The following is an 18,427-nucleotide window of genomic DNA, read 5'->3' as shown; positions in this document are numbered from 1 at the left end:
ACGCCATTATTAGAGACGTGAGCGAACCCCGACGGCGCATGTCAGGTAAGGAACGCCGGGAACAGCTGATCCAGATCAGCAGGACCCTGTTCGCGGAGAAAGGGTTCGACGGCACATCGGTCGAGGAGATCGCGGCGACCGCGAACGTCTCCAAACCGGTGGTCTACGAGCACTTCGGCGGTAAGGAGGGCGTGTACGCGGTCGTCATCGACCGCGAGATGCAGAAGTTACTGGGCCTGGTGACCGAGGCTCTGTCCGCCTCGCACTCGCTGATCAAGCTGGAGAGGGCGGCCCTCGCCCTGCTGGCCTACGTGGAGGAGAACAGCGAGGGTTTCCGCATCCTCGTCCGTGACTCGCACGCCGCCTCGGGGACCGGCACGTTCGCCAGCCTGATCAACGACATCGCCAGCCAGGTCGAGGACGTCATGGTCGACGAGTTCGTCGAGCGGGGCTACGACCCCCAACTGGCTCCCATGTACGCCCAGATGCTGGTCGGCATGGTGGCGCTGACCGGCCAGTGGTGGCTCGACGTGCGCAGACCGGCGCGCGAGGAGGTCGCCGCCCACCTGGTCAACCTGGCCTGGAACGGTCTGACCGGCCTGGATCCCAACCCCCGGCTGACCGCGGCCTCGCGCGGCCTGGAGCACCGGCTCGCCCATCCACAGCCGCGCCCGTCAGAACCCCACCCCTCCGGCCCCCGGCCGCGCGCCACCGGGCCGGAGCAGAAGGAGCCGGAGGAGCCGGAACCTCCCCCGGAGGAGTCGCCGCCCCTGACGGAGAAGGAGATCCGGGAGCTGGAGAAGGCCCGCGAGCGCGAGCTGAAGAACCAGGAGAAGCTGCGCGAGCGCGAGCTCAAGGAGCAGGAGAAGGCCCGCGAGCGCGAGCGGCGCGAGGCCGAGAAGCTCGCCAAGGACCTGGAGAAGATCCGGCTCCGCGAGCAGCGGGAGCTGGAGAAGGTGCGCGAGCGCGAGTATCGGGAGCAGCAGCGACTGCTGCGGGAGCAGGAGAAGGCCCGCGAGCGCGAGCTGCGAGATCTGGAGAAGGCGCGGCTCAAGGAGGCCAGGGCCGCCGGGGACGGCCGCAGGCACGCGAGCTCCGTCGACGCGGGGCGGGAAAAGCTTGAACCAAGTGAGTAAGCAACAGCGCTCGTTGAGACGAAGTTAACGTTCCGTTCAATCAAAGCGGGCATTCTGGTCATATGTCCGCTGAACTCGTTCGCCCGGCCCCCGATGGGATCTCCCTACCCCAGGAACGCTTCCTCAACCGGGAGGAGAGCTGGCTCCAGTTCAACCAACGGGTTCTGGAGCTGGCGGAGGATCCGTCGCTGCCCCTGCTCGAACGGGTGCGGTTCCTCGCCATCTTCGCCAGCAACCTCGACGAGTTCTTCCGCGTGCGGGTGGCCGGGTTGAAACGACGGATGGCCACCGGCCTGCTGCTCCGCACGAAGAGCGGGCTGAAACCGCGTGAGGAGCTGGCGAGGATCGCGGCCATCGCCAACGACCTCGCGCAGCGGCAGTCGGCCTGCTTCCACGAGCGGATCTGCCCGCAGCTGGGCGCCGAGGGCATCGAGATCGTGCGCTGGGACGATCTGGGCCGCGACGAGCGCAGCGAGATGCGCAAGCTCTTCAGGGAGCGGATCAGGCCGGTACTGACGCCGCTCGCCGTCGACCCCGCCCATCCTTTTCCGTACATCTCGGGTCTGTCCCTGAACCTGGCCGTCACCGTCCGCAACCCCTCGACGGGCAACACGGTCTTCGCCAGGGTGAAGGTGCCCAGCCAGCTCCCCCGCTTCGTCACGGCCTCCAGGGACCGCTTCGTCCCGCTGGAGGACGTGATCGCCGCCCACCTCGGACAGCTGTTCAAGGGCATGGAGATCGTCGAGCACCACGTCTTCCGGGTGACCCGCAACGAGGACCTCGACGTCGACGAGGACGTCACGGAGAACCTCATGCAGGCGCTGGAGCGCGAGCTGCTCAAGCGCCGCTTCGGCCCCCCGGTCCGGCTGGAGGTCGAGGACACCATCACGCCCGAGGTGCTCGACCTGCTGGTGGACGAGCTGGGGGTCGCCGAGCACGAGATCTACCGGCTGCCGGGGCCGCTGGACCTGACCGGGCTGCACGCGATCGCCGACCTGGACCGGGGCGAGCTGAGCTTCCGCCCGTTCGTGCCCGCCGAGGTCGTGCACGTCGAGGACGACATCTTCGCGGTGCTGCGCGAGCGGGACGTGCTGCTGCACCACCCGTACGACTCGTTCTCCACGAGCGTGCAGCGCTTCATCGAGCAGGCCGCGGCCGACCCGGCCGTGCTCGCCATCAAGCAGACGCTCTACCGCACCAGCGGCGACTCGCCGATCGTGGACGCGCTGATCGACGCCGCCGAGGCGGGCAAGCAGGTCGTCGTGGTCGTGGAGATCAAGGCCAGGTTCGACGAGCACGCCAACATCACCTGGGCTCGCAAGCTGGAGCGGGCCGGATGCCACGTGGTCTACGGCGTCGTGGGCCTGAAGACCCACTGCAAGCTCGCCCTGGTCGTGCGCCAGGAGCCCTCGGGCGAACTGCGCAGCTACTGCCACATCGGCACGGGGAACTACAACCCCAAGACCGCCAGGCTGTACGAGGACCTCGGCCTGCTCACCGCCGACCGGCTGGTCGGCGAGGACGTCACGGACCTGTTCATCCACCTCACCGGCTACTCCAACCACTCGGCCTACCGGCGGCTGCTCGTCGCCCCGCACTCGCTGCGCGGCGGGCTGCTGGCCAGGATCGAGCGGGAGATCTCCCATCAGGAGGCGGGACGGCCGGCCAGGATCAGGATGAAGACGAACTCCCTGGTGGACGAGCCCATCATCGACGCCCTCTACCGGGCGTCACAGGCCGGCGTACCGGTGGACCTGTGGGTGCGCGGGGTCTGCACGCTCCGCCCCGGCGTCCCCGACCTGTCGGAGAACATCAGGGTGCGGAGCGTGCTCGGCCGGTTCCTCGAACACTCGCGGATCTACGAGTTCGGCCACGGCCGGCGCCCGGAGATCTGGATCGGCAGCGGTGACATGATGCGCCGAAACATCGAGCGCAGGGTGGAGACGCTGGTCAAGGTCTCCAGCCAGCAGCAGCGCAACTATCTCAGCGACCTGCTGGACCGGGCCATGTCCGACGACACCGCGACCTGGTGGCTCAACTCCGACGGCACCTGGACCCGGCACCCCGGCGACGACCTGCAGACCTATCTGATCGGCACCCGCAGGTGGAGAGCGATCGATGACTGAGCGCGGCCCCCGTCCGGACGACATGATCCACGCGGCCGGGGCGGTCATCTGGCGCGGCTCCCCCGACGCGCCGGAGGTCGCGCTCGTCCACCGGCCCAAGTACGACGACTGGTCGTTCCCCAAGGGGAAGCTGAAGCGCGGTGAGCACCCCGTCGCCGGCGCGCTGCGGGAGGTGGCCGAGGAGACGGGCCTCACCGTGGAGTTCGGCCGGTCGCTTCCGTCGAGCCACTACCTCAAGGGCGGGCGGCCCAAGCGGGTCGACTACTGGCTGGCCAGGATGGTCTCCGAGGGCCGTCGCACCGACACCCACGAGGTCGACGGCGTGGCCTGGCTACCGGTGGAGGAGGCCGCACGGCGCCTGACCTACGAGTGGGACGCCGGGCTGCTGCGCGCGCTCGGCGAAGCGTCGCTCGCGACCACCCCGCTCGTGCTGGTACGACACGCCCTGGCGGGAAACCGGCAGGACTGGAAGGGCGACGACGACGACCGGCCGCTCGACGGGCGCGGGCGCGGGCAGTCCGAGGTGCTGGCGAGCGTGCTGGGCGCCTTCCGCCCCGCGGAGCTGGTCAGCTCACCCAGCAGGCGGTGCGTACAGACCCTGGAGCCGTACGCCGAGCGGGCCGGTCTGCCGATCCGGCTCGAATCCGTCCTGTCGGAGAACGGTTACGACTGCCTGGCCTCCCTGCGCCTGGCCACGGAGGCGATGGCCTCGAACCGGCCCGTCGCGCTCTGCAGCCACGGCAAGGTCCTGCCCGAGCTGATCGCCGGGCTCGACGAACGGGCGGGTGACACCCGGCTGGCCAAGGGCGCGTTCATGGTGCTGCACCACACGGGCGGCGACGTCGTGGCCGTGGACGCCTACGACGTCTGACGGCACGCCGAGGACGTCGGCCGTCCCTTCGTGAAGGACCTCGTGCCGCCGGAGCATGAGGGACCTCGTGCCGCCGGAGCTCACCGTGGCCGAGACGCCGGGTGGGGTCGTCCCCACCCGGCCGTCCCGTCAGAGGATTTTCGCGACGGCGGCCCTCGTCTCCTCCCAGATCCGGGGGAACTCCTCCCACGCGCGCGCGGCCGCGGCCCGCTCCACGCCGGTCAGCACGCCGTAGGTGAACGTGTCCTCCCCGACCAGGCGGGCGTTTCCGGCCTCGGCCGCGAGCCGCTCCTGCGCGACGACTCCGTCCATGTGACTGCCCAGCACCTCCTGGACGTCCTCCGCCCGCTTGGCCAGCTTCTTCATGCCGATCACCTCGGCGGTGTAGCGGGCCCGTTTGGCCGCCTTGCGCACCTCGTGCATCGCGACCTCGCGCTCGGACTCGTCCTCGACGGCCTGGGCGGTGTCGTAGATCCTGGTGACCCGGCGCCAGCTCTTGGCGGCGACGACCTCCAGTGTCTCGGCGGGCTTCTTCGCGGCCTTGGTGAGCACCGGGGTGCCGGTCAGGTCGTCGAGGGCGTCGAGCAGGGCGAAGTAGCGTTCCCCGCCCATGAGGTCCCTGATCCGGTCGAGGGCCTCGTGCTCGTCGTCCAGCAGGTCGGAGCTGAGCCTCGCCCGCACCGGGCCCACGATCAGCGCGTCGTCCAGGCTGTCGAGCCTGCGCGCGAACCGCTCACGGATGACCTCCAGGTCACGTGCCTCACCGAGGACCGCGCCCAGCCACTTGAGCTCCTTCCTGAGGTCGTCGGTCCCCTCGACGACCGCCTTGAACGACTTCAGCGCGCTGCGGAGCCGCCGGGCGGCGACGCGCATCTGGTGTACGGCGTCCTCCTCCGCCTTCCTGACCCGGGGGTCCTGGGCGAGCAGCGCACCGACCTGGGAGGTGAGGTAGTCGAGGACGACCTCGCCCGCCGACCCGGGAGCGGTCTCGGCGCGCGGATGCTCCGAGACCGCTCCGGCGCCGCCGAGCAGGCGCGCGAGCTTGCTCGCCGAGTCGGCGGGGACGGCCCCCGCCTTGCCCAGCCGCTTGCCGACCTTCTTCAGGAGCTTCTCCTCACCCTGGAGCAGCTCCGCCTCCACCTCGCGCCAGCGCTCGACGTGGGGTTCGTCACCGAACACGGTGCCCTTGACCCGGTCGTCGGCGATCTCGACCAGCCCCACCCCGGCGCCGTTGACCAGGGTGGTGACGGAGCGGCGGGTGTCCAGCTCGGCGATGGGCGCGAGCGGGGCGCCCCGGGTGTAGGCGAGCACGAGGTCTGCCAGCTCGGCCGGGACGATCTTGGCGCTCCGGGTCAGCGGGTGGGTGATCTCCTGCCGGACGCCCTTGGCCTTGGGAAGTTTGAGGTGCCAGCCAGGATCGGTGCCGCCCCTGCGCCTGCGCAGGGTGATCCCCCGCGCGGCGAGCCTCAGATCGGGCGTGTCGAAGTAGAGGGCGACCAGCTGGTGGGTTTTCGGCCCCACCACCCCGGTCGAACCCGGCAGGCCGGTAAGGTCCGGCAGCCGGTAGTCCACCGGCACGTCGAACTTGTCCTCGATCTCTATTCCCACAGGTCATCCCCAGATTTGCCCAGATATCTACCGTCTCTTCGCAGTATTTATTGATGCCCTGTTATCCGTCCAGGAACCCCGGCCAGCGCCGTGACCAGGACACCACCGCTGTCCGGGCTACATTCCAACGATCACTTCTGAGCAACCGCGAAGATCCGGCGGAAGGGGAAGACCGTGCCGTACGGCTCGGGCGGGTAGGCCTCGCGGAGGGCGGCGGCGCAGTCGGCGAGGAAGGCGGTGGCCTCGGCGGGATACAGACGGTCGAGCATGGGGCGCAGGGCGGTGCCGGTGATCCAGGTGAGCACGGCGTCGTCACCGGGCAGGACGTGCAGGTAGGTGGTCTCCCAGGCGTCCACCCGGCAGCCGAGGCCGGTGAGCAGGCCGAGGTAGGCGGCCGGGTCGTCGACCGGGGAGGGCCTGACCAGGTCGCCCAGCCGGTCGCGCCACGTGGTGCGGCACAGCTCGCGGACCAGGGCGTGACTGGGGGCGTCGAAGTTGCCGGGGACCTGGAAGGCGAGCCGGCCACCGGGGGCGAGGGCCTCCACCCAGCGCGGCAGCAGCTCGCGGTGCTCCGGCACCCACTGCAGGACGGCGTTGGACACGATCACGTCGACCAGGAGCTCGGGGCGCCACGTCGTGACGTCGTCGACGGAGAAGCTCAGCGAACCGCCTGCGGGGGCCTTCTCGATCATGGCGGGCGAGGAGTCGAAGCCATGGACGCGGGCACCCGGCCACCGCTTCGCGAGCTCGGCGGTGAGCTCACCGGTGCCGCAGCCCGCGTCGACCACGTAATCGGGGCGCTCCACGGCTATCCTGGAAACAAGATCGAAGAACGGCCGCGAACGCTCGTCGGCGTAGCGGCCGTAAACCCGGGGATCCCACATATCTCTTGACATCAAGACAAGTGATATCCGGCAAGATATCTCGATGTCAAGACAGATAGACTCGCGCCATGACCCAGCACCACTCGGACCACGGCTCCGGGCGTCCCTCCGTCGCGAAGGACGAGACCGTCGCGGCCGACGCGGCGGCCGCGGATCCCGACCAGGACCCCGACAGGAACCTCGCCCGGGATCCTGACACGGACCTCGGCCAGGATCCCACCCCGGACTCCGGCCGAAACCGTGACCGAGACCTCGGTCAGGATCCCGAGAAGGACCTCGACAAGGACCCTGAGAAGGACGAGGTCGACCTGCTGGTCGCCGCCTGGCGCCAGGAACGCCCCGACCTCGACGTGGAGCCGCTCCAGGTGCTCAGCCGGGTCTCTCGGCTCGCCCGCCACCTCGACCGCGCCCGCCGGGCCTCCTTCGCGGAGCACGACCTGGAGACCTGGGAGTTCGACGTGCTCACCGCCCTGCGCCGGGCCGGGGAGCCGTACGAGATGAGCCCGGGTGCCCTGCTCCGCGCGACGCTGGTGACATCCGGGACGATGACCAACCGGATCGACCGTCTGGCCGCGGCCGGGCTGGTCAAGCGGCGCCCCGACCCCGAGGACCGGCGCGGCGTCCTGGTCTCCCTGACCGACGCCGGGCGGACGCGGGTGGACGGAGCCTTCGCCGACCTGCTGCGCCGCGAGCGCGATCTCCTGTCGAGCCTGGGAAAACGCGAACAGCAGGCCCTCGCGGACCTGCTGCGCACGCTACTCATCCCCTTTGACACCACCGACACCGGAGTGCGTTGATCGTTCTGCCCTCCGTTGAAGATCCAAACCTGAGGTCTTCCACGTGGTGAGCGCCGCCGGCTTGACCTTGACGCTGCGTCAACTTCTAGTCTCGGGGCCATGTCGATCACTGTTCTTGACACCTACTCCGCCATGCGGCGGATTCTGCTGGCCCCGGTCACGGACCGCGCCGGCCTGCTGCACTCGATGCTGGAGCCCAACAAGGGGATGTACCGCTACCACCCCGGCGAGGTCGACCTGGTCGCCGTACACCGCGAAACGTCCGGGTTCCCCATCGACCGCGACGAGGAGCGTTGCCTCGACGCGCTTGAAACCCTGGCGGCGGCCGGGGCCTGGAAGCGGATGGAACGCGCGCTCGACGATGCTCTCGCCGTACTGCTGGAGGCGACGCCAGGGCTGGAGGCCCCGGACATCACCGTGCTGTTCGTGCTCGGCGATCCGGGTGACGACCACTTCATGGGTCCCTGCAAAGGATTGACCGGGTTCGGCGGCATCTCGGGCCACATCGCCATCACGTTCTGGCCCTTCCCCGAGAACGTGGAGCGGCTGGAGGCGACCGCCGTACACGAACTGCACCACAACCTGCGGTGGAGTCCGGGCGGGGTTGTGTGGGACCCGATGACCGTCACGGTCGGCGAGCACATCGTCGGCGAGGGCCTGGCCGACGCCTTCGCCCGTCAGCTCTACGGCGACGAGCTCGGCCCCGCCCGCATCGGCGTGCCGCACCTGCGCGACGACGAGGTCTTCGGCAAGGTGCTCACCGGGCTCGACGTGACGGGCATGCAGAACTTCACCGCGTGGGTGCACGGCGACCCCAGCGCCGAGCGCTTCGGCCTCACCCCGGTGGGACTGCCGATGGGCGCGGGGTACGCCGCGGGCAACCGGCTGGTCGACACCTACCTGGCGGCGACCGGACAGACGGCGGCGCAGGCCCTGCACGCCGACGCCTCGGAGATCATCGCAACCACACTGCGCCACGGGTAACACTGGAACGGTGACTCCTCCGCCATACGCTCGGGCCTGGGCGGCCCTCCCGCTCCCGATTCCCCCGTCGCCCGAAGACGACGGCCCCCTCGGGAGGAACTGATGGAGTGGACGATCCAGGAACTCGCGGCGAGGGCCGGCATCACCAGCCGCACCCTGCGGCACTACGACCGCGTCGGACTCCTGGCCCCGTCCCGGGTCGGTGCGAACGGGTACCGCTACTACGACCCCACCGCGGTCGCCCGGTTACAGCGGATCCTGCTCATGCGCCGGCTCGGCATGGGCCTGCCGGCCATCGCCGATGTCCTGGCCGAGGAGGTGGACACGCTCGACGGGCTCCGCGGCCACATCGCCGCGCTGGAAGAGGAACGGGACCGCGTCGAACGGCAGATCCGGTCTGTGCGTCACACGCTCGAAGCCCTGCTGGCGGGGGCGGAACCGCAGATGGACGTCATGTTGGCGGGGTTCAACGACCACTACAAGGACGAGGTGATCTCACGCTGGGGCGAGCGTGCCTTCCAGGTGAGCAACGACTGGTGGCACGGCAAGACCATTGACCAGCAGCGGGCCTGGAAGCAGGCCGCGGAGGACCTCGTCGCCGCATGGGTCGCCGCAGTGAAGGCCGGGGATTCGCCGACGTCGGAACACGCTCAGTCGCTGGCCGCCCGGCACGTCCGGTGGCTGAGTCAGATCCCGGGCACCCCCACCGCCGAGGGCGACCGGGAGCGCTCGATCGAGATGGTGAACGGTATCGGGGATATGTTCGTCGACGACCCCCGCTTCGTCGCCATGTACGACGACGAGGCGGGGGCGACGTTCGTCCGCGACGCACTGCAGGCGTACGCACGGACCCGGATGTAGGCAGACCGGGCGTAGCTCGTGTGGCTCGCGGAAACGACCGATCGGGCGATCGTCCGCCTCCATCACCTCGGAACGGCGGCCGTGCCTAATCGCCCAGGCGGTCGGCCAGCTCCAGCCACTCGCCCTCGATCGACTCCTTCTCCGCGAGGATCTCCTTCAGCTGCGCGTCGAGCGAGGCGAGCCGCTCGTAGTCGGCGGCGGCGTCGGCCATGGACGCGTGCAGCTTCGCCTCGCGGCCACTCAGCTTGTCGAGCTGGCGCTCCATCCTGGAGAGCTCCTTGCGGAGGTCGCGCTCGTCCTTCGCCGACAGGCCGGGAGGCGTCTCCTTCGCGCCGGTGGACGAGGTCGCCGAGGCCGTACCCGACACCGCGCCGGAGGCCGCCCGCGCGGACAGGGCCGCCCCCGAGGCCCGGCGGGCCAGGTATTCGTCCACGCCACCGGGGAGCATCGACAGCTTGTGGTCGCCGAGCAGGGCGACGGTCCTGTCGGTGACCCGCTCCAGGAAGTAGCGGTCGTGGCTGACCAGGATCAGCGTGCCCGGCCAGCCGTCGAGCAGGTCCTCAAGCTCGTTGAGCGTCTCGATGTCGAGGTCGTTGGTCGGCTCGTCCAGCAGCAGCACGTTGGGGTCGTCCATGAGGAGGCGGAGCAGCTGCAGGCGGCGGCGCTCGCCACCGGACAGGTCGCCGACGACCTTCCACTGCGCGTCGCCCTTGAAGCCGAGGCGCTCAAGCAGCTGGGAGGCGGTCCACTCCTTCTTGCCGACCTGGATGAACTTGCGGACCTCCTCGACGGTCTCCAGCACCCTGCGCGCGGGGTCGAGCTCGCCCAGCTCCTGCGACAGGTGCGCCAGGCGGACCGTCTTGCCGCGTACGAGCCTGCCCGAGTCGGGGTGCACGGTGCCGGCGAGCAGGCGGAGCAGCGACGACTTGCCCGACCCGTTCACGCCGATCAGGCCGATCCGGTCGCCGGGACCGAACTGCCAGGTCGTGTGGTCGAGGACCATCGGGCCCTGGCCGGGACCTCCGGCGTGCAGGGTGACGTCCTCAAGGTCGTAGACCGTACGGCCCAGCCGGGCGGCGGCGAACTTGACCAGCTCGACGCTCTCCCTGGCGGGAGGCTCGTCGGCGATCAGCGCCTGGGCGGCGTCGATGCGGAACTTGGGCTTTGAGGTGCGCGCGGGCGGGCCCCGGCGGAGCCAGGCGATCTCCTTGCGCATCAGGTTCTGACGGCGGGCCTCGGCGGAGGCGGCGATCCGGGCGCGCTCGGCCTTGGCCAGCACGTACGCGGCGTAACCGCCCTCGTAGCGCTCGACCGCGCCGTCCACGACCTCCCACGTCCTGGTGGAGACCGCGTCCAGGAACCACCGGTCGTGGGTCACGACCACCAGCGCGGTCCTGCGGCCCGCCAGGTGCCTGGCGAGCCAGTCGATCGCCTCGATGTCGAGGTGGTTGGTGGGCTCGTCCAGGATGATCAGGTCGTGCTCGTCGATGAGCAGCTTGGCCAGGGCCGTACGGCGCCGCTCACCGCCCGACAGGCTGCCCGCGGGAGCCGTCAGGTCGATGTCGCCGAGCAGGTTGGCGAGGATCTCGCGGATGCCCGCGTCACCCGCCCACTCGTGCTCGGACCTGCCGCCCAGGACGATCTCGCTCACCGAGCGCGCCGGGTCGAGGTCGTCGCCCTGCGACAGCGACCCCACCTGGAGCCCTCGGTTGTGGGTGACCCGTCCGCTGTTCGGCTTGAGATCGCCGGCTATCACCGAGATGAGGGTGGTCTTGCCGCCGCCGTTGCGGCCGACCACGCCGATGCGGTCGCCCGCCTCGATGCCGAGGGAGACATCGCTGAGCAGGGGCTTGGGACCGTAGGAGTGGGAGACCGACTCAAGATTGACCAGATTCATCGCCAGACAAGCGTATCCGCTCCCAGCCGGCGCGACCCCCGCGGGGAAAACGGCTCCCGCCCGCGCGGCCGTCGCGTAGGCCACGGTGACGGCGGCGTCGTCGGCGTCAGACGGCTTCCGCCCGCACGACCGTCGCCGAGAAGCGGACCCTGTCCTCGGCTGTCCTCGGCTGTCCTCGGCTGTCCTCGGCTGCCCTCGGCTGTCGCGCCGCCTTCCTCGACGGTCACGCCACCTCGTGACCGGGAGCGGTTACACGATCACGGGGCCCGGGACGGGGCCGTGGGCGGTGATGACGTCGCGCGCCACCCCGGCGTCCTTCAGGGAGGCGGCCAGCTCACCCGCGTGGGACTCGGAACGGGCCAGGAAGGCGCAGGTGGGCCCCGAACCGGAGACCAGCGAGCCGAGGGCCCCGTGCTCGCGGCCGGCCTTCAGGGTGCGGGCCAGGGATCCGCGCAGCATCACGGCGGCGGGCTGCAGGTCGTTGCGGAGCTCGGCGCCGAGGGTCTCCGCGTCCCCCTCACGGAGCGCGGCGAGCAGCGGCTCGGCGGCCCGGGGCCAGGCGACCCGCTCGCCGGTCGCCTCGCGGAGGCGGTCGCACTCGGCGTAGACCGTGGCCGTGGACAGGCCGCCGTCGGCGAGCGCGAACACCCAGTGGAAGTCGCCCTCGACCTTCAGCGGGGTGAGCCGCTCGCCCCTGCCGGTGCCGACGGCCGTACCGCCGAGCAGCGCGAACGGCACGTCGCTGCCGATGTCGGCGGCGATCTCCATCAGATCCTCGAGCGGCAGGCCGAGACCCCACAGCTCGTTGCAGGCGACCAGGGCCGCCGCGGCGTCGGCGCTGCCGCCCGCCATGCCGCCCGCCACCGGGATCGACTTGCGGATGAGCAGGTTCACGCCGTACGAGCGGCCCGCGTGCCCGGCCAGCGCGAAGGCGGCCTTGATCGCGAGGTTCTCGCCGTCCTCGGGCACCTGGTCGGCGGACTCGCCCTCCACCCGGACGCTCATCCCCACCTTCGCGGTGGCCGTGACCTCGTCGAAGATCGAGACGGCGTGGAAGACGTTGACGAGGTCGTGGTAGCCGTCATCCCGCAGCGGCCCCACGGCGAGCTGCAGGTTGACCTTCGCGGGCACGCGGACGGTCACGGAGTCCATGTGTCCCCCTCAAGAGCTCGCTCACTGGTCACGACGTCAGATGGTAACGGGCTCCCTGCGCGGTGCACACGAACGGACCGGCGAATCACGTCACGCACCGCTCTCCACCCCGCCTTCCTGTCCGCTTTCCTTCGTACGGTGCTCGGCGATCCGCGCGAAGTCCTCGACGGTGAGCTGCTCGCCGCGCTCGGAGGGGTCGATCCCCGCGGCCCGCAGCGCCCGCTCGGCGGCGGAGGCCGTACCCGCCCAGGAGGCGAGGGCTGCGCGGAGGGTCTTGCGACGCTGGGCGAAGGCGGCGTCCACCACCGCGAAGACCTCCTCGCGGGTCGCCACGGTCGTGGGCGGCTCCCGCCTGACCATCGCGACCAGGCCGGAGTCGACGTTGGGGGCCGGCCAGAAGACCGTGCGGCCGACGGGACCCGCCCGGCGGACGTCGGCGTACCAGGCGGCCTTGACCGAGGGGATGCCGTACACCTTGGAACCGGGGGCGGCGGCGAGCCGGTCGGCGACCTCGGCCTGCACCATGATCAGGACCTTGCCCAGCGACGGCTGCGTCTCCAGCAGGTGCAGCACCACCGGCACGGACACGTTGTAGGGGAGGTTCGCCACCAGCGCGGTCGGCCTCTCCTCGGGCAGGTCCGCGGGCAGGACGCGCATGGCGTCGGCGAGCACCACGGTGAGGCGGTCGGCGAGCTCGGGGGCGTGCTCGGCGACGGTGAGCGGCAGCTGGGCCGCGAGGACGGGGTCGATCTCCACGGCGATCACGCGGCGGACCTCGGGAAGCAGCGCGAGCGTGAGCGATCCCAGCCCCGGACCGACCTCGATGACGACGTCGTCCGGCTCAAGCCCGGCCACCCGCACGATCTTGCGGACCGTACCCCCGTCGATCACGAAGTTCTGGCCGAGCTTCTTCGTGGGACGAATGTTGAGCTTGTTCGCCAAAATACGTATTTCCGCTGGACCGAGAAGGCTCATGCTGGTTCCCCGTACGCCCGCTCACGGCCGGCACCCATCGGCCCGCTGGGGTCTTTGGCCCGTTCGCCGCGATTACTCAAGGTTGTTCTCCCATGCCATCCGACCAGTTTCCCGCACAGAAGGCGATGCGAGGACGTTCGTTGAAGCGCGAGAGGTTCCGTTGTGGATAACGTTGCCGTACGGGGGCCCGACGGTGAGAAAGGGAATCTTCCCGGTGAAGAGGACGTGAACCAGCCCGGTGTCGAAGGGCTGCGCCCCGCCGACCCCGAGCGGATCGGGAGTTACCGCCTGCTCGGACGTCTCGGCGAGGGCGGGATGGGAACCGTGTATCTGGCGCTGGCACCGACGGGACGGCCGGTCGCGCTCAAGGTGGTGAAGGCGGAGTTCGCGATCGAGGACGGCTTCGCGGCGAGGTTTCACACGGAGGTCGAGAACGCCCGCAGGGTGGCCTCGTTCTGCACCGCGCAGGTGCTGGACAACGGCAACGACGACGACGGCCGCCCCTACATGGTCACCGAGTACATCGCGGGCACGCCGCTGTCCCGCCAGATCATCGAGCACGGCGCCCTGGAACAGGGAACCCTGCACGGCGTGGCCCTGGGGGTGGCGGCCGCTCTGGCCGCGATCCACGTCGCCGGTCTCGTACACCGGGACCTCAAGCCCGCCAACGTGATCCTGTCCATGTCGGGACCCCGCGTGATCGACTTCGGCATCGCCAGAGCCCTCGACTCCACGCACAGCTTCACCCGCTCGGGCGAGGTGCTCGGCAGCCCCGGCTGGTGGGCCCCCGAGCAGGTGCGCGGCCTGGAGATCACCCCGGCCGCCGACGTCTTCGCCTGGGGCTGCATGGTCGCGTACGCGGGCAACGGCCGCCACCCCTACGGGCGGGGCGACATGATGACCATGGCGACCCGGCTGCTCACCACCCCACCCGACCTGGGCGCGCTTCCCGCCCCGCTGAACGACCTGGTCCGCCGCGCGACCGAGATGGACCCCTACCAGCGGCCCAGCGCCCAGGACCTGCTGATCGCCCTGGTCGGCGGCGGGATCGCGGCACCGTCCGCTCCCGCGCCCGTGCGGGCCGACCCGCCCACGCTGATCGCGACCGACCTGCTGAACGAGTCGTGGGAGCCGCCTTCCAACGTGGAACCCGACTCCACCCAGACCCTCGGCGCGCTGAACCTGGGGACGGGGTTCGCCGACCCGGCGACGGCACCGACTCCCATCCCCGGCCCGATTCCCGCCCGGCGTCCCGCGGACCCGTTCCCGGGATCGGCCCCGTCCGCGCCCGGCGCGGCTTTCCCCTCGGCGCCCCCGGAGGCACCGGGAGCCTCGGCGTCCGGTCCGTTCACCGCGGCCGATCCGTCCGCGACACCGCCGGCGCCCGGGTCCCGGACGACACCGGCGCCCCGCACGGCGGCGACCGCGTCACCGGACTCCCGGACGGCACCGGAGTCGAATCCGCTCCCGTACCCCATGCGGACCGAGTCCACGACATCGCCGTCGCCCCCGTTCACCAGCCCGCTTCAGGCCCGGCCGTCCGGGCCGGAACCGGGCGCCGCACCGGACCGGACGCCGGGACAGGCACCCGCCGTCGCCCTGCCCTCGTCGCCGCCGTCGCCCTCCACCGGCTTCCAGACCCCACCGGAATCGGGCGAGCCGGACACCGGGCGGTCGGCCCCCCGGCGGCGCTGGTTGTTCGCCGGACTGGCCGTGCTCGCGGCGCTCGCCGTCACGGTCGTCGTCCTGCTGAACACCGGTGGGGGAAACGCGACCAACGGCGCGGGGCGGGCGTCGCAGGGCGCCACCGGCGAGACCGGCGACACCGGTGACCTCGCGGGCACCGGCGACACCGACGTGGGCCGCATGATCACGACCGGCTCCCTCATCGAGGACCCGCGGCTGATCATCCCGCGGACCCCGACCTGCGGGCTCACCTCGTACCGGGGCGCCACCCCGGCGCGCGGCCGGTTCTGCACGATCCCGTTCACACTGATCAACACCGGTGGGGAGTCTGTCCAGCTCGACGGCACCCCGGTCACGCTGGTCGACGATCGCGGCGCGACGCACACCTCCGAGGAGACGTCGACGGCCGTGCCCGCCGCCCTGGCCCCCGGGGCGAAAGTGGACGGCGTCCTCGTCTTCGACCTGCCACCGGCCCGCAAGCCCGCGAAGCTGACCGGTGTGGTGATCAAGGGAGGCAGGAACATCGAGGTGAGGTTGTCGTGAGACTGCTGCTCCCCTTCGCGGCGACGGCCGCGATCGCGCTCGCCTCCACCGGGCTCGCCTCCACCGGGCTCGCCTCCGCTGGGGCCGCCTCCGCTGGGGCCGCCTCCGCTGGGGCCGCCTCCGCTGGGGCCGCCTCCGCTGGGGCCGCCGAGGCGCTCACCGCGCCCGGCGGGATCCTCGCGACCGGATCCGCCGCCGCCTCGCCCGCCGACTGCGCCGGGGCGGGCGTGAGCGACTTCAACGGCGACGGCCTGGAGGACGTGGCGGTCGGCGATCTGTTCGCCAACCCCGGCGGGCTGGCCGGGGCGGGGGCCGCCCACGTGCTCTTCGGCCGGGGAGAGAGCGGGAAGATCGTGACCGTCCCCGAGACGAAGGCCGGAGACGGCTTCGGGTGGTCGGTGCGGCTGGCCAAGATCGACGGTGACGGCTGCGCGGACCTGCTCGTCGGCGCCCCGTACGCGGACGTGGCGGGCGTCGAGGACGCGGGCGCGGTCTACGTGGTGTACGGCGGCCCAGGGGGCAGGACAGTCCGCCTGGTCGCTCCCAAGCCGGAGGCCGACGCCCACTTCGGCTGGTCCCTCACCTCCGGCGGGACGATGGTGGCGGTCGGGGCCCCGCACGAGGACGCCGACGGTACGGCCGACTCCGGCGCGGTCTACCTCTTCGACACCGCGACGCTCGGCACGGGCCGGCGGATCTCCCAGGAGACCGAGGGCGTGACGGGCAACGGCGAGGCCGGCGACATGTTCGGCTGGTCACTCGCGATCGGCAGGCTCGGCGGCGCCGCGGACGAGCCGGATCTCGCGGTCGGGGTGCCGTACGAGAACGACGACGGGGCGGGCCGCCAGGTCGACGCGGGCAAACGAGACTCGGGGTCGATCACGGTGATCTACGACGTGCGGGAGCCCAAGGACGAGTACGGAAGCAGGAAGTGGGACCTTCGTGAGGTGGCCAGGTCCGAGACGGGCGACCGGTTCGGCTACGCGATGGCCTACGCCGAGCGGGACGACGTCGGCTACCTCGCGGTGAGCGCACCGCTCGGCGACGGCGGGGCGGTGAAGGACTCCGGCCTCGTCCAGCTGTTCCAGTCATCGGGCACCCAGGCGATCACCCCTCTCGCCACCCTTCACCAGGGTTCGGAAGGGGCTCCGGGCGAGGGCTACGGATTCTCGCTCGCGTTCACCGGCGAGGGAGGCGGCGGGGAGGTCAGGCTCGCGGTCGGCGTACCCTTCGACGCCGACGGCCAGGGTGGCGTGCGTCTGATCACGATGGGCGAACAGGGACCGGGCAGGCTGATCACCCAGAACGGGGCGGGTGACCACTTCGGCTGGTCGGTCGGGTTCAGCGGAAACAGGCTGGTCGCGGGGGCGCCCGACAGGGGAGGCGCGGGAGCGGTCGTCCTGCTGGGCCGCAACGACACCGAGGGAGTCCCGCTCTCGCCGGGCACCGGCGGGATTCCGGCCCTCGAAGGTGCCGCCTCCGTCGACTTCGGCGCCTCCGTGGGCTGAGACTCCCGGCTCGGGCGCCCCGTGGGCCGAAGCAGGCGGGCTCGGGCCCGTCTCCGGCGGCCGGGAGGAACGTGCTCGGGACCCGTGAGGACCCGGTGCGGACGGGTTCCGCACCCGCCCTCAGCCGGGAACGGACGGGTTCCGGACCCGCGAGGAAGAGCACAAGGGTTACGGGCCCGCCCCGGGCCGGGAAAGGGCAGGTTCCGAACCCGCTGTCGGCGGGGTCCGAGCCTTGGTCACCAGGAGCCGAAGACGGTCTCCCCGTTGGCGCTGACGGCGGTGGCCAGCTCGGCGAGGTCGGCCCCCTTCACCTCGGCGAGGCAGCGCAGCGTGAGCGGTATGAGGTAGGGAGCGTTGGGTTTGCCCCGGTGAGGGGTGGGCGGCAGATAGGGCGCGTCGGTCTCGACGAGGATCAGCTCTCGCGGTGCGACCCGCGCGGCCTCACGGAGGTAGGCCGCGTTCTTGTAGGTCACCGGACCGGAAAAAGACATGAAATATCCGGCATCGACGCACTGCTTCGCCATCCCGGCGTCACCGGAGAAGCTGTGGAACACCACGACCTCGGGAGCGCTCTCCTCGGCCAGCACCCGCAGCACGTCGTCGTGGGCCTCGCGATCGTGGATCACCAGGGCCTTGCCGGTCCGCTTGGCGATCTCGATGTGCGCGCGGAAGCTGGCGTGCTGGTCCTCCTTTGACGCCCAGTCTCGGTAGTAGTCGAGCCCGGTCTCCCCCACCGCCCTGACGTGCGGCAGGCGGGCCAACCGCTCGATCTCCGCGAGGGTCTCCGGCGTCGAGGCGTGCGCCTCGTTGGGGTGGATGGCCACCCCGGCGTAGACGTCCGCGTGGAGGGCGGCCGTCTCGGCGTTCCAGCGCGAGGACGGCAGGTCGTAGCCGATGGTGACGAGCCGCGTCACGCCGACGGCGCGGGCCTCGTCGAGGATGCCCTCGACGCTCGCCCGAGCCGCCTGCGCGGCCTGGGCCACCGGGTCACCGGAGGACGCCTGGCGGTTGCCCACCATGATGTCCAGGTGGCAGTGGCTGTCGAACACCTCTGCTGGCAGGGGCTTGGGCGCGGCGGGAAGGCTCGGCGTGCTCACGGCGTCCAACCTACCGAGAAGCGGGCACGGCCCGCGCCCACCGAGCGGCCCGTACGGCCCTCGTCCACCCGGAGGCGGCCCCGCATCGGCAGGGGCCGCGCTGCCCGTACCGTACGGCCCTCGTCCACCCGGACGTCCACGGCCCGCGCCCGGAACCGGGCGCGGGCCGTGGGGGGGCCGCGCCCCCCCCCCCCCCCCACCCCCCCCCCGGCGCCCCGTGGGGGACCCCCTTCACAGGGGGGCCACAACCGCCCCCCACCCCCCGGGGCGGCCCGCGGACCACCGTTACCAGGGACCCCCCG

14 protein-coding genes are annotated in these 18,427 nt (G+C 71.3%); 8 read left to right on the top strand and 6 right to left on the bottom strand.

All coding sequences use genetic code 11. The features are described 5' to 3' along the window. Positions 1-17 precede the first annotated feature (17 nt). The 3 genes from ACFY3D_RS20790 to ACFY3D_RS20780 all read left to right on the top strand — a co-directional run bounded on the left by ACFY3D_RS20790 (position 18) and on the right by ACFY3D_RS20780 (position 4,133). Positions 18-1,136: a TetR family transcriptional regulator gene (locus ACFY3D_RS20790; RefSeq protein ID WP_389981479.1), complete on the top strand. Its 1,119-nt coding sequence runs from the start codon at positions 18-20 to the stop codon at positions 1,134-1,136. 62 nt (positions 1,137-1,198) lie between these two features. Continuing rightward, complete coding sequence (locus ACFY3D_RS20785; protein WP_389981477.1) at positions 1,199-3,262, top strand: RNA degradosome polyphosphate kinase; 2,064 nt, start codon at positions 1,199-1,201, stop codon at positions 3,260-3,262. Further along, positions 3,255-4,133: an NUDIX domain-containing protein gene (locus tag ACFY3D_RS20780; protein WP_389981475.1), complete on the top strand. Its 879-nt coding sequence runs from the start codon at positions 3,255-3,257 to the stop codon at positions 4,131-4,133. Before ACFY3D_RS20785 ends, ACFY3D_RS20780 begins: the two co-directional genes overlap by 8 nt. 129 nt (positions 4,134-4,262) lie before the next feature. Here the strand turns inward: ACFY3D_RS20780 and ACFY3D_RS20775 are convergent, their stop codons facing one another. Next, positions 4,263-5,741 carry a CHAD domain-containing protein gene (locus ACFY3D_RS20775; RefSeq protein ID WP_389981473.1) on the bottom strand — a complete coding sequence of 493 codons (1,479 nt, stop codon included), beginning with the start codon at positions 5,739-5,741 and terminating at the stop codon, positions 4,263-4,265. 131 nt (positions 5,742-5,872) lie between these two features. Then, entirely contained in the window at positions 5,873-6,625 is a 753-nt protein-coding gene (locus tag ACFY3D_RS20770) for a trans-aconitate 2-methyltransferase (RefSeq protein ID WP_389981872.1), read from the bottom strand. Positions 6,626-6,933: 308 nt separating this feature from the next. Between ACFY3D_RS20770 and ACFY3D_RS20765 the strand changes: the two genes are divergently transcribed. The 3 genes from ACFY3D_RS20765 (at position 6,934) to ACFY3D_RS20755 (ending at position 9,267) form a co-directional block, all read left to right on the top strand. Continuing rightward, on the top strand, positions 6,934-7,422 hold the full coding sequence (locus ACFY3D_RS20765) for a MarR family transcriptional regulator (RefSeq protein ID WP_362899192.1): 489 nt from the start codon (positions 6,934-6,936) through the stop codon (positions 7,420-7,422). A 99-nt stretch (positions 7,423-7,521) separates the two neighbouring features. Beyond that, a complete protein-coding gene (locus ACFY3D_RS20760; RefSeq protein ID WP_389981471.1) occupies positions 7,522-8,406 on the top strand; it encodes a DUF2268 domain-containing protein in 885 nt (294 codons plus the stop codon). 102 nt (positions 8,407-8,508) lie between these two features. Next, on the top strand, positions 8,509-9,267 hold the full coding sequence (locus ACFY3D_RS20755; RefSeq protein WP_389981469.1) for a MerR family transcriptional regulator: 759 nt from the start codon (positions 8,509-8,511) through the stop codon (positions 9,265-9,267). Positions 9,268-9,352: 85 nt separating this feature from the next. On the opposite strand, the gene ACFY3D_RS20750 is transcribed toward ACFY3D_RS20755, so the two are convergent. From ACFY3D_RS20750 to rsmA, 3 genes are all read right to left on the bottom strand, one after another. Next, positions 9,353-11,164: an ABC-F family ATP-binding cassette domain-containing protein gene (locus ACFY3D_RS20750; RefSeq protein WP_389981467.1), complete on the bottom strand. Its 1,812-nt coding sequence runs from the start codon at positions 11,162-11,164 to the stop codon at positions 9,353-9,355. A gap of 249 nt (positions 11,165-11,413) precedes the next feature. Beyond that, positions 11,414-12,316, bottom strand: a complete 903-nt coding sequence (locus tag ACFY3D_RS20745) for a 4-(cytidine 5'-diphospho)-2-C-methyl-D-erythritol kinase (protein ID WP_389981464.1) — start codon at positions 12,314-12,316, stop codon at positions 11,414-11,416. A gap of 90 nt (positions 12,317-12,406) precedes the next feature. Beyond that, positions 12,407-13,291 carry a 16S rRNA (adenine(1518)-N(6)/adenine(1519)-N(6))-dimethyltransferase RsmA gene (gene rsmA / locus ACFY3D_RS20740; RefSeq protein ID WP_389981462.1) on the bottom strand — a complete coding sequence of 295 codons (885 nt, stop codon included), beginning with the start codon at positions 13,289-13,291 and terminating at the stop codon, positions 12,407-12,409. Between the two features lie 225 nt (positions 13,292-13,516). Here rsmA and ACFY3D_RS20735 point away from each other — a divergent pair, with 225 nt between their 5' ends. Together ACFY3D_RS20735 and ACFY3D_RS20730 are read left to right on the top strand one after the other, a co-directional pair. Continuing rightward, positions 13,517-15,520, top strand: coding sequence for a protein kinase (locus tag ACFY3D_RS20735; protein ID WP_389981460.1), 2,004 nt, complete (start codon positions 13,517-13,519; stop codon positions 15,518-15,520). After that, positions 15,517-17,028: an FG-GAP-like repeat-containing protein gene (locus ACFY3D_RS20730; RefSeq protein ID WP_389981458.1), complete on the top strand. Its 1,512-nt coding sequence runs from the start codon at positions 15,517-15,519 to the stop codon at positions 17,026-17,028. The genes ACFY3D_RS20735 and ACFY3D_RS20730 overlap by 4 nt, the downstream gene beginning before the upstream one ends. Positions 17,029-17,264: 236 nt before the next feature. On the opposite strand, the gene ACFY3D_RS20725 is transcribed toward ACFY3D_RS20730, so the two are convergent. Next, complete coding sequence (locus tag ACFY3D_RS20725) at positions 17,265-18,125, bottom strand: TatD family hydrolase (RefSeq protein ID WP_389981456.1); 861 nt, start codon at positions 18,123-18,125, stop codon at positions 17,265-17,267. Between the last annotated feature and the right edge of the window lie 302 nt (positions 18,126-18,427).

The sequence above is a fragment of the Streptosporangium sp. NPDC000509 genome (genome assembly GCF_042898365.1).
In the GTDB taxonomy this organism is placed as follows: domain Bacteria; phylum Actinomycetota; class Actinomycetes; order Streptosporangiales; family Streptosporangiaceae; genus Streptosporangium.
Note: the sequence above shows the minus strand (reverse complement) of the source record. Positions and strands in the feature narration are given on the sequence as shown.

Excerpts from the sequence above, each read along its gene's own strand:
- ACFY3D_RS20780 (WP_389981475.1), top strand. The coding sequence starts at position 3,255 with ATGACTGAGCGCGGCCCCCGTCCGGACGACATGATCCACGCGGCCGGG.
- ACFY3D_RS20785 (WP_389981477.1), top strand. The coding sequence starts at position 1,199 with ATGTCCGCTGAACTCGTTCGCCCGGCCCCCGATGGGATCTCCCTACCC.
- ACFY3D_RS20770 (WP_389981872.1), bottom strand. The coding sequence starts at position 6,625 with ATGTGGGATCCCCGGGTTTACGGCCGCTACGCCGACGAGCGTTCGCGG.
- ACFY3D_RS20750 (WP_389981467.1), bottom strand. The coding sequence starts at position 11,164 with ATGAATCTGGTCAATCTTGAGTCGGTCTCCCACTCCTACGGTCCCAAG.
- rsmA (WP_389981462.1), bottom strand. The coding sequence starts at position 13,291 with ATGAGCCTTCTCGGTCCAGCGGAAATACGTATTTTGGCGAACAAGCTC.
- ACFY3D_RS20745 (WP_389981464.1), bottom strand. The coding sequence starts at position 12,316 with ATGGACTCCGTGACCGTCCGCGTGCCCGCGAAGGTCAACCTGCAGCTC.
- ACFY3D_RS20755 (WP_389981469.1), top strand. The coding sequence starts at position 8,509 with ATGGAGTGGACGATCCAGGAACTCGCGGCGAGGGCCGGCATCACCAGC.
- ACFY3D_RS20760 (WP_389981471.1), top strand. The coding sequence starts at position 7,522 with ATGTCGATCACTGTTCTTGACACCTACTCCGCCATGCGGCGGATTCTG.